The following is an 11,760-nucleotide window of genomic DNA, read 5'->3' on the forward strand; positions in this document are numbered from 1 at the left end:
CCGGACCGGATGGGGAGGTCACCTCTGTTCGCGGGCCTCCATGATGAGCATCTGCAGGCGGTTCTCGATGTTGGCCTGACTGGTGTCGGGGTCAAAATCGAGCGGCAGGATCGACGCGTCGGGATAGCGCTCCTTCAGGCTCTTCACGATGCCGCGCCCGACGATATGGTTGGGCAGGCACCCGAACGGCTGCAGGATGATGAAGGCGCGGCAGCCGTTCTTCGCGTGGTGCAGAATCTCGGCGGGAATCAGTACGCCCTCGCCGGCGTCGAACGTGTGGTGCACGATATCGTCGCTCGCGCGCACGAGCTCGTCCATGCGCGCGGGCGGCTCATAGAGCGGGTGACGGCGGGCGATGCGGTCGGTCGCGTCCTGAGCGAACTCGAAGGCGTCATCGGATACCGCCCATTCTGCCTTCTGCGAAAGCGGCTTATGGATGCCGAACTCGCGCACCTGGGCGTGCTTGTAGAAGTACGTCTTGCGGATGACGTCGGTCATGCGGGCCTCGATGACCTCAAAGCCGTTGCGCTCCAGGTACAGCTCGATGTCGCGGTTGGCGCCGGGATGGAAGTTGAGCAGGTATTCGCCCACAATCAAAACGCGCGGGCGGCGCACGCTGCGATCGATCTTCACGTCCGCCATGACCTGGATGGCGCGCTTGAACCCGGCGATGCCGCCGCGCACGCCGTGGCGCTTGAAGCCGTCGATCACATGGTCGAGCGCAATCTCAAACGCGCGGTCGGAGGCGCCTGCCTCAAGCTCATAGGGGCGCATCTTGCGCAGCAGCTCCTCGAGCGCGTCGATCATCGGCAGGCCGTAGGCGATGCGCATGGCGGTGAGCAGGCTCATCTTAAAGCCGGGATGCAGATCGTGGTCGTCAGCAAGATCGTTGGTGATGATGGGCACGTGCGCGAAGCCGGCGTCGTCGAGCGCCTTGCGCAGCAGGGCGGAGTAGTGCGTGAGACGGCAGTCGCCCACGTACTTGGCCATCATGACCGCCGTATGCTCGAGGTCGTAGTCGCCGTTGACGAGCGCGTCGAGGACCTCGCCGATCACGATCTGTGCGGGAAAGCAGATGTCGTTGTGCACGTAGCGCTTGCCCAGACGGATGGCGTTCTCGCGGCCGACCGGCAGCGAGACGGCGTTGATGCCCTGCTTGGTGAAGGCTGCCGCCATGAGGCGCGAGAAAGCATGCGAGGTGTTGGGCACGAGCACCGTGTAGGTGTCGCGCTCGTCGCGGGTGAACTTGACGGGGTAGGGATCGCCGAGCTCACGGACCTCATCGGCATCGCCCTCGCCGCGCTCGCGGCGGATGCGCGTGGTCTCCAAGAACGAGCGGACGCGGATGCGCAGGGCGCCCTCGGCTGCGCTCTCGTCGACTTTCAGCAACAGGGGCCGTTTGGCCGAGACCTCGTGCATGAGGCGGGCGGCCTCGTCGGCCAGGTAGGCGTCATGCCCGCAGCCGAAGCTCGCGATCTGCGCGAACTCGAGCCCCTCGGTGCGCGCAGCGATGAGCGCGCACGACAGGATCCGCGCGTGGTAGTTGTTGGCGATGTCCAGGCGGCTGCGCGTGAGGTCGACCTCGCGCATGCCGGGGACGGCGTCGGCGGTGAGCACCGGGACGCCTTGCTCCACGAACATGCCGGGCAGGTTGTGGTTGACGAGCGGGTCGGTCTGGTAGGGGCGCGCCGCGAGCACGACGGCCGTGCCGCCGCGCGCCTGGACCTGTTCGAGCACCTCGGCGCCGCGGCGCTCGAGCGCGTCGGTAAAGGCCTGCTGCGCGCGGTCGGCTTCCGCGAGGGCGGCGCGGGTCGCGTCGGCGGGGATATCGAAGGTGGCGGCCAGGTACTGCGCGAGCTGGCGCTCACGATCCTCGGCGGTGTACCAGTGGAACAGCGGCGAGTCGAAGGGGATGCCGAAGCGCTGCGTCGGGTTGTCCGACGAGCGGATCACCATGGGGTAGCCCTTCACCACCGCGCACATGGACTCGGCGGTCTCGGCCGTGCCTTCGGGCGCGACGGTGGTGATGATCGGCATGAAGATGCGGTCGACGTGCTTGCCGGCCAGATCGCGCAGGTGCCCGTGGACGAGCTTGGCCGGGAAGCAGATGGTATCGGAGCATACGGCCGACAGCCCCTGCTCGTACATGCGGTGCGAGCTCATGCCCGACAGCACGACGGTGAAGCCGAGCGACTCGAGCAGGGCCGTCCAAAACGGCGCGGAATCCCAGATGGCAAGCACGCGGGGAATGCCGATGCGGATGCCGCGGTCGGGCAGGATCTGCGCGTGGTCGGGTTTGGCAAACAGCAGGCGGGTGCGCTCCTCGAACAGGTTGGGCACGCGCCTCGCTGCGTCTGCCGCCTGCTTTGCGCGCCTGCGGACCTCGTCGTCGTGCGGGTCGCCGATGACCTCGCCGCGCGAGCAGCGGTTGCCGGTGACGAAGCGCTCGCCCGTGGAGAAGCTCACGATCGTGCGCGCGCAGTGGTTGGCGCAAAACGGGCACGTCACGTTGCCTTCGCGGGAGAAGAACAGGCGTCGTACGGCATCGAAGCCAATAAAGAAGGAGCCGGGTGCCGTGGCCTCGGTGCCCGGTGCCGTCGGACCGTCATCAGCCGCCGGCGCGTCGGCTCCGCGTCGCTCAAGCTGCTCTTTGGCGAGCAGCGCCGCTCCGATGGCGCCCATGAGGCCGGGGTAGGGGCTGCGCGTCACGCTGCGGCCGACGTGTTGCTCGAAAGCGCGCAGCACGGCGTCGTTCGTGAACGTGCCGCCCTGCACCACGATGTGCTCGCCGAGCGCATCCATGTTGGGCACGCGCACGACCTTGGTGAAGACGTTCTCGATGATGGAACGGCAGAGTCCCGCCATGATGTCGGCGGGCGTCTTGCCGTCGCGCTGCTCCGAGATCACGCTGCTCGTCATGAACACCGTGCAGCGGCTGCCGAGCACAGCGGGGCTTTTGGATGAGAAGGCGGTCGCGGCGATGTCGGCGACCTCGATGCCCAGCGAGCGCGCGAAGTTCTCCAAAAACGATCCGCAGCCCGACGAACAGGCCTCGTTGACGATAACGTCGGTGATGACGCCATCGTCGACCCACATGGCCTTCATGTCCTGGCCACCGATGTCCAGGATGAACGTGGCGTCGGGGCAAAAGGCGAGGGCGGCCCGGGCGTGGGCGACCGTCTCGACGGTGTGGTAGTCGGCGCCGAAGGCACGGGCGAACAGCTGCTCGCCGTAGCCGGTGGTGCCGAGGGCGCGCACCTGCAGGGTCACGCCCTGTGCGGCGTAGCGGTCGCACAGCTCGACCAAAGCATCACGGGCGACGTCGATGGGTTCGCCCTGGTTGGACGAGTAGAACGAGTCGATAGGCGTGCCGTCCATATCGAGCAGCACGAGCTTGGTCGTGGTGCTGCCCGCATCGATGCCCAAGTATACCGGCAGCGTGTCGCCGCGGTGCAGCACGGGCGCCTCGATCGGCATCAGCGCATGGTCGCGCTCGAAGGTGAGGCGCTCCTCGTCGGAGGAGAAAAACGCCGGCGTGGCAGCATGCTGGCGTCGTGGTGCTGCGGCCAGGGCGTCGAGGGCGTCCGCGACGTTTTCGAGGTCGCGTACGGCCAAACCCGCCTCAGACGTGTCGCCGGCAAGCCACAGCGCCGCTCCGCGCGCGACGATGGTCTCGGGATGCTCGGGGATGATGACCTGGTCGGGGTCGAGCCCCAGTCGCTCGGCGAACACGCGGATGAGCGTGCGGTTGAAGGTGAGCGGGCCGCCCTGGAAGACGACGGGCGCTTTGATGTCGAGGCCCTGCGCCAGACCGCCGATCGTCTGCTTGACCAGGGCATGGAACGTCGACAGGGCGATGTCCTCCTTGGAGGCTCCCTGGTTCAGCAGCGGCTGGATGTCCGTCTTGGCAAAGACGCCGCAGCGCCCGGATATCTCGTGGACCGTGGTTCCAGCTGCGGCGAGCGCATCGAAGTCTTCGGTTGCAACGCCCAGCACCGAGGCGATCTCGTCGATAAACGCGCCCGTGCCGCCCGCGCACGTGCCGTTCATGCGCATGTCGTCGACGCGAGGCGCTCCGCCTTGGGGATTCTCAGCGAGAAAGATCATCTTGGCGTCCTGGCCGCCCAGCTCTATGACGGTTCGGGCCTGCGGGTACAGGGCGCAGACGGCCTTGGCGCCGGCGACGACCTCCTGGACGAAGGGGGCGCCGCATGCCTCAGCGACAGGCGCCGCGCCCGATCCGGTTACCGCGAGGCGAAACGGCGTGTCGGGAAACTTGTGCGCGACCGCGCGAAGGGCCGCTGCGGCGTAGGCTGCTTGATGGGCATGATGGCGCTCGTAGCTCGTGTGAATCACGGTGTTGCTCGTGGGGTCGACCGCGACCGTCTTGACCGTCGTCGACCCGATGTCGAGACCGATCAGCATCGGAGCGCTCGGTTCGGCGGGGGGCGGGCAGGCGGTGAGTAGGGTATCGGACATGACGCGAGGACCTATTTTCCACGAACGGTTGAATGACCTGTAAACAATACCCAATCGCTTCCGAATTAGAAGTAGTTTTCAAAAACATTTAGGTACATTACAAATTTCTGACCGACAAGATGGTGCCAGGTACAAACTTGTCGGCTGGAGGGTATGCTACCGATGACCCGGCACGGGGCGTGGCGGGCGCAGACGTCAAGGCAGGTGCGCGACGATGGACAAGGTAATCGTTTTCGGCAGCCTCAATATGGACCTGACGATCGAGTGTCCGCGGCAGCCGCGCATGGGCGAGACCGTCACGGGAAGCGGCTTCCTGCTCAATCCCGGCGGCAAGGGCGCAAATCAGGCCGTCGCCGCATCGCGCCTCGGGGCAGACACGCTCATGATCGGCGCGGTGGGCGCCGATGTGTTCGGGGACGCCCTTGTGACATCGCTGGAGCGGGCGGGGGTCGCATGCGGGCGCATCCACCATATCGAGGGGATTTCGACCGGTGTGGCCTCCATCACGCGGGTGGGCGGTGACAACTGCATCGTGCTCGATCCCGGTGCAAACCACGTGCTCACGGGGCATGATGTCGCGGTCGCGCTCGAGGAGGTCGCGACCGCCGGCGACGTGTTCGTGACGCAGCTCGAATGCGATCTGGAGGCCACCTGGGAGGCGCTCGCCTGCGCGCATGCCCGCGGGCTGTACACCATCTTCAATCCGGCACCCGCCGTCGAGATCCCGCGCGAGGTCTGGCCGGTCATCGACGCGATCTGCCTGAACGAGACGGAGTGCGAGATCGTGACGGGTGTGTTCCCCGGCGACGAGGTGACCACGAGGCGCGCGCTGGAACAGCTGGCCTCTTGGGGCGTCGAGGTGGCAGCCCTCACGCTCGGGGCACAGGGCTCGCGCGTGTTGAGCGAGGGCGGGATTATCGAGTCCAGGCCGCCTGCGGTGCGCGTCGTCGACACGACGGGCGCCGGCGATACCTACATCGGCGCGCTCGCCATGGGCAGCGCACGCGGGCTGCCCCTCGACGAGACCGTGGAGTGGGCGACTTGCGCCTCGGCGCTCGCCACTGCCCGCCTCGGCGCGCAGCAGGCCGTTCCCGCCGCCGATGAGGTTGCCGCGCTCATAGCCGCGCGCCGCTAGGCGGACAAGTTTGCACCTGGCACCGACTTGTCGCCCACGATTGCGGCGATACGTGTGTTTCGTGCGTGAATGCTGCCGTTTCGGTTAAGATATTTCTTCTTTAGGGTACAGGTCGTTCGGTATACGACAACGACACCCATGAGCACATAAGAGGTAAGCGCATGTTAGATCGATTCACCGACCGCGCGCGCCGCGTCATGTCTCTCGCCAAGGAGGAGGCGCTCGCGCAGCATTCCTCTAAGGTGGGCACCGAGCATCTGCTGCTCGCGCTCGCCAAGGAGCAGGAGGGCATCGCCGCCGAGGCGCTGCGCTCGCTCGAGATTTCCTACGACGACATCCTGTCGCAGCTCAACGAGATCCGCACGACGGCCGCGCCCGAGGAGGCCGCCGAGGCGGCCAAGCTCGCCTTCACACCGCGCGTCATCTCCGTCATGGAGCGCAGCTTCCGCTTGGCGCGCGAGAACAACCAGACCTATGTGTCCACCGAGCACCTGCTTCAGGGCATCGTGGACGAGGGCGACGGCGTGGCCATGGACATCCTCCAGCGCTTGGGCGTGTCGGCGGCTTCGGTCCGCGGGGCCGTGGAGAAGCTCACCGCCAAGGACCAGGGGAGCAAGCGTCCCATGGCCGGATCCGCCTCGGGCCGTCCCGGCGCGGGCCTGCCGTTCTTCTCCGGCGAGTCCTCGCGCGGGCAGGACGCTTCCGCCAGCACGCTCGAGCAGTTCGCCACCAACCTCACCGCCGAGGCGCGCGAGGGCAAGCTCGACCCGGTCATCGGGCGCGAGCGCGAGATCTCCCGCATGATGGAGATCCTCTCCCGCCGCACCAAGAACAATCCGCTCATCCTGGGCGACCCCGGCGTGGGCAAGACGGCTATCGTCGAGGGCCTGGCGCAGAAGATCGCCGAGAACGACGTGCCCGAGAACCTGCTCAACATGAACATCTGGTCGCTCGACCTGCCCGGCCTTGTCGCCGGTGCCAAGTACCGCGGCGAGTTCGAGGAGCGCCTGAAAAACGTCATCTCCGAGGCGACCGAAGCCGACGACATCATTCTGTTCATCGACGAGATGCACACGCTGATCGGCGCCGGTTCCGCCGAGGGCTCCATCGACGCGAGCTCCATGCTCAAGCCGGTGCTTGCCCGTGGGGCGTTCCAGATCATCGGCGCCACGACCGCCGAGGAGTTCCGCAAGCACCTGCAGAAGGACCCCGCTTTCGAGCGCCGGTTCCAGTCCATCGACATCGAGGAACCGAGCATCGAGGACACCATCAAGATCCTAAACGCGCTGCTGCCCCGCTACGAGGAGCATCATCACGTGCGCTACACGCCGGAGGCCGTCGAGGCGTCCGTCAACCTGTCGTCGCGCTACATCCAGGACCGCTTCCTGCCCGACAAGGCTATCGACCTCATCGACGAGGCGGGAGCCCGCGCGCGCATCGCCGCGAACCGCGCGCCTGAGCCCGTGCGCGCCGCCGAGCAGCACGTGGCCGAGCTCAAGGCTGCCGTGGAGCAGGCGACCGGCGAGGACGACATGAACCGCGCCGCCGAGCTCACCGAGCAGCAGCATGCCGCCGAGATCGAGCTGTCCGAGGCGCGCGCCGCGTGGAACGCCGAGATGGAGGCGAGCCCGCTCACCATCGACGTGCCGCAGATCGCCGATATCGTGTCGGTCGCCTCCGGCGTGCCGGTCTCCTCACTCACCGAGGACGAGTCGCGCCGCCTGCTCGCCTGCGAGGATGTGCTCAAGACCCGCATTATCGGCCAGGACGAGGCCGTGCGCGCCGTGGCCAAGGCCATCCGTCGCTCGCGCTCGCCGCTCAAAGACCCGCGTCGTCCCGGCGGCTCGTTCATCTTCCTGGGTCCCACCGGCACGGGCAAGACCGAGCTCGCCAAGACGCTCGCCGAGTACCTGTTCGGCAGCAAGGACGCGCTCATCAGCTTCGACATGTCCGAGTTCTCCAGCGAGTACGAGGTCTCCAAGCTCATCGGTTCGCCTCCGGGCTATGTGGGCCACGAGGAGGGCGGCCAGCTCACCAAGGCCGTGCGCCGTCATCCGTATTCGGTGGTGCTGTTCGACGAGATCGAGAAGGCGCATCCCGATATCTTCAACATCCTGCTGCAGGTGCTCGATGAGGGCCGCCTGACCGACGGCCAGGGCAAGACGGTCGACTTCCGCAACACCGTGGTCATCATGACCTCCAACGTCGGTGCACGCGAGATCGCACAGAACTCCAGCGTGGGCTTCGGCACCACCGGCGAGGCGGGCCTTTCGACCGACGAGATCCGCACGCGCGCCATGGGCGAGCTCAAGCGCCTGTTCCGCCCCGAGTTCCTGAACCGCGTGGACGACATCGTGGTCTTCAGCAAGCTCACGGGCGAGTCGCTGGAGAAGATCGCCCAGCTGCTGGTGGACGACCTGCGCCAGCGCCTGATCGCCAACGGCATGAACATCGTGCTGACCGATGCCGCGCTCGCCAAGATCGTGGCCGAAGGAACCGATCTGACCAACGGCGCCCGCCCGCTGCGCCGTGCCATCCAGCGCCTGATCGAGGACCCGCTGTCCGAGGAGCTGCTGGCAGGGGAGTGGAACGCAGGCGATACGGTGCTTGCCGATGTTGCCGACGGCCATTTCGTGTTCAGCCACGGCACGGGCGAGATTCCCGCACCGCGCGCCAAGGGGACGCTCGGTGCCTCGTTTGAGCCCGCGCCGCGCAACGCCGGCGGAGCCCCTGCCCTGACCGGTGCCGGTCCGGGCGGTGTTGCCCAGACGGCATCGGGTGCGCACTAAGTTTCGGGTTTCAAGCGCAGTCTTTGAACGGGCCGAATGCAAGCACGCATCCGGCCCGTTGCTTTGCTGCAGGTTTGCACAATTTGATGCGTGCGACGAGTTTGTCCCCGGCGCCATCTTGTCGCGACAAAACGGTGCCGGGGACAAACTTATCGCGCGCGTTGCTCGCTGTGAGCAGAACCCCCGTTTACGGTTCAGTTTTTGTGGGGCCAGTCGAGTAGGCGCGAAAGTCGCAACTTCGTCACCTGCTGTTTTGTCGAGACATGAGGCTCGTCTATCCGACGCCCCTCCGTAAAACCGAACCGTAAACGGGGGTATGGGGCTTCAAGCATCCTTGCCAGGCGCTTTTGCGACAAGTTTGCGCCCGGCACCATCTTGTCGCGGTGGGTGTTTCGGATTCCGATGGGCGCCCGCGTGCGCCGGACGACGGTCACGGGGTCCTCAGGAGCCAAGTGCCGCTCGGCAGCCTTGTATCAATATGCTGTTAGCTCAACGTCAGTTTTTCTTTGAGTTTCAAATCGTCTGAATAGCGGCCAGTGGTCCATGAGACAATACAACCATGACTGGGACGACGAGGCAGATGGAGCAGCACGTTGGATAAGAACGAGATTCAAAAGCGCATGGACCAGGCGATCCGGCTGACCGCCCCGGGGCAGCCCATCCGAACCGCCCTGGATATGATCATCGCCGGGCACCTCGGCGCGCTCATCTGCGTGGGCGACACCGAGAACGTGCTCGCCGCCGGCAACGACGGCTTCCCGCTCAATATCTCGTTTACCTCCAACCGCCTCTTCGAGCTCTCCAAGATGGACGGCGCAGTGGTGATCGACGAGGACCTGTCGCACATCCTGCGCGCGAACTTCCACCTCAACCCCGATTCGTCGCTCGCGACCAACGAGACCGGCATGCGCCACCGTACCGCTGCCCGCATGAGCGTGCTCACCGACGCCATCATGATCTCGGTCTCGTCGCGCCGCTCCGTGGTGAACGTGTACGTGAAGGGCAAGGCCTACGAGCTCCAGCCCGTCTCGATGATCATGGGCTCGGTCAACCAGCTCATCGCCACGCTGCAGACCACGCGCAGCACCCTCGACCGCTCGCTTGTCCGCCTGACCGCCCTCGAGCTTGACGACTACGTCACCCTGGCGGACATCACCGACATCTTCTCGAGCTTCGAGATCATGCAGCAGGCGAAAACCGAGCTCAAGAGCTGCATCGTCAAGCTGGGCAACCAAGGCAAGCTCGTCCAGATGCAGATGGAGCAGCTCGCCGGTGCGAGCATGGACACCGAGTACGACCTGATGATCCGCGACTACGCCAGCGACTCCTCCGAGGAGAACGCGCGCAATATCCGCGCGCGCTTCAGCGAGATGACGCCCGAGGAGCTCTCGAGCCCCACGCGCGTCGCCCGCGTGCTTGGCTACGACGATCTGGACGAGGACTCCATCATGACGCCGCTCGGCCTGCGCACGCTGTCGCGCGTGTCGGTCGTGCGCGACGGTGTGGCCGAGAAGATCGTGGACGAATATGGCTCGCTGCAGGAGCTCATGGGCGACATCCAGAAGGATCCCGAGCGCCTGGGCGATTTCGGCGTCAACAACCCCGCCATCCTGGCCGACTCTCTCGCCCGCATGCAGGGCAAGCGCGAGGGCGCGTAATCATGCCTGCCGACGTCAGCGCCGTCATCGTTGCCGGCGGCAGCGGAACGCGCTTCGGCAATCCGGACGGCAAGCAGCTCATGGAAGTGGCGGGCCGACCGCTCATGTCCTGGTGCCTCGAGGCGTTTGACCGCGCGCCGAGCGTGGGTGTCATCGTGGTGGTCTGCCCGGTTGAGCGCACCGAGCGCGTGCGGAGCCTTGCCGTCGAGCCGTTTGGGTTCACGACGCCCGTGGTGTTCGCACCGGCAGGCGAGACCAGACAGGATTCGACGCGCGCCGGGCTTCATGCCACGCCGGATTCGATGCGCTACGTCGCTGTGCACGACGGTGCCCGTCCGCTGATCTCCGCCGAGACCATCGAGTGCGCTGTAGCGGCGCTGCGCGACGACCCTGCGCTCGACGGCGCGGTGTGCGGCCAGCCCTCGGTCGATACGCTCAAGGTTGTCGAGGACGGCATGGTCGTGCAGACGCCCGATCGCGCGCGCTTCTGGACGGTCCAGACCCCGCAGGTGTTTACCGCGGACGCTCTGCGACGCGCCTACGAGGTTGCCGACGAACAGGGATTTGCCGGGACCGATGACTCTTCACTCGTGGAGCGAGCCGGCGGGCGCGTCCGTGTGGTGGAGGCCCCGCGCGACAACCTTAAGGTGACGCTGCCGGAGGATCTGGTCCCCATCGAGGCTATGCTGCGGGCGCGCGGATAGGGTTTCGGCGCGTTTTCCGTCTGCGCACGCGTCTTGCTTGCTCGCTTGCTGGCGATGTGCGCGAAGTGAGTGTGTCGTTTGGGAAACCGTTTGTATACCGTGCCAGTAGCAATTCATGTACCTGCGAGTTTGACCAAACTGGTCCCCGGTATATCGGGCGTTTCTAAAATGAAGCACTCACTTCGCGAACAGTGGGCCTTCAGGGCGCTCGTAGAGAGCGCTTCGGTGTCCTCGCGTCGGTTTCTTCCGGGTGTTTCGCTGCCTTTTCGGGTCCGTGCCCGCCGGGTGCCGTGCGCGGTGCATGCTATGATGCTGGTTTGAGATTCGCGAGTAAGAGAGGCTCCTCATGCAGCTGCCCGCATTGCGTATAGGACATGGGTACGACGTGCACCGACTCGTCGAAGGACGACGCTGCATCATCGGTGGCGTTGACATCCCGTACGAGAAGGGCCTGCTTGGCCATTCGGATGCCGACGTGCTCGCGCACGCGCTTGCCGACGCCATCCTCGGCGCTTGCCGTGGAGGCGACATCGGTAAGCTGTTCCCCGATACCGACCCTGCCTACGAGGGCGCGGACTCGCTCGTGCTGCTCGAGCGCACGATGGCGTTCGCTCGTAAGCTGGGCTTTGAGCTCGTGGACGCCGACTGCACGATCGCTGCGCAGGCGCCCAAGATTACCCCGCATCGCGATGCCATGCGCGCCAACCTGGCCCGCGCACTCGGCGTGGACGTCGAGCAGATCGGCGTGAAGGCCACCACCACCGAGCAGCTCGGCTGGGAAGGCCAAGGCGAGGGCATCGGCGCCTGGGCCGTCTGCCTCCTCACACGATGTATCTAGTACTGGGAATTTAGCTCCGCTGAATTCCCCATCTTCCTCTCCGCCAAGGAGCTGCCCTCCTCGATGGGCCGCAAGGTTCATCGAGGAGGGCGGGGATTAGTCGCCTTTATTGATTCGACATGCAAGGAGGTCTGCTGGATTCGCCCGCCGCGAGTTC

6 protein-coding genes are annotated in these 11,760 nt (G+C 65.9%); 5 read left to right on the plus strand and 1 reads right to left on the minus strand.

Annotated features, from left to right (window positions below; genetic code table 11):
• Nucleotides 1–18 precede the first annotated feature (18 nt).
• Nucleotides 19–4,479, minus strand: a complete 4,461-nt coding sequence (locus QUW00_RS04655; RefSeq protein WP_289613227.1) for an acyl-CoA dehydratase activase — start codon at nucleotides 4,477–4,479, stop codon at nucleotides 19–21.
• Between the two features lie 214 nt (nucleotides 4,480–4,693).
• Here QUW00_RS04655 and QUW00_RS04660 point away from each other — a divergent pair, with 214 nt between their 5' ends.
• From QUW00_RS04660 to ispF, 5 genes are all read left to right on the plus strand, one after another.
• Nucleotides 4,694–5,614 (plus strand): ribokinase, encoded by a 921-nt coding sequence (locus QUW00_RS04660; RefSeq protein ID WP_289613228.1) that lies wholly within the window; start codon nucleotides 4,694–4,696, stop codon nucleotides 5,612–5,614.
• 161 nt (nucleotides 5,615–5,775) lie between these two features.
• Nucleotides 5,776–8,403, plus strand: a complete 2,628-nt coding sequence (locus QUW00_RS04665; protein WP_289613229.1) for an ATP-dependent Clp protease ATP-binding subunit — start codon at nucleotides 5,776–5,778, stop codon at nucleotides 8,401–8,403.
• Nucleotides 8,404–9,023: 620 nt separating this feature from the next.
• The gene (disA, locus tag QUW00_RS04670; protein WP_436232155.1) at nucleotides 9,024–10,061 is read left to right on the plus strand and encodes a DNA integrity scanning diadenylate cyclase DisA; all 1,038 of its coding nucleotides are present in this window, start codon (nucleotides 9,024–9,026) and stop codon (nucleotides 10,059–10,061) included.
• Nucleotides 10,062–10,063: 2 nt separating this feature from the next.
• Nucleotides 10,064–10,765 (plus strand): 2-C-methyl-D-erythritol 4-phosphate cytidylyltransferase, encoded by a 702-nt coding sequence (ispD, locus tag QUW00_RS04675; protein ID WP_289613231.1) that lies wholly within the window; start codon nucleotides 10,064–10,066, stop codon nucleotides 10,763–10,765.
• Between the two features lie 346 nt (nucleotides 10,766–11,111).
• Nucleotides 11,112–11,603 (plus strand): 2-C-methyl-D-erythritol 2,4-cyclodiphosphate synthase, encoded by a 492-nt coding sequence (ispF, locus tag QUW00_RS04680; RefSeq protein WP_289613232.1) that lies wholly within the window; start codon nucleotides 11,112–11,114, stop codon nucleotides 11,601–11,603.
• The last annotated feature ends 157 nt before the right edge of the window (nucleotides 11,604–11,760 follow it).

This window comes from Collinsella tanakaei, assembly GCF_030373545.1.
GTDB lineage: Bacteria > Actinomycetota > Coriobacteriia > Coriobacteriales > Coriobacteriaceae > Collinsella > Collinsella tanakaei_C.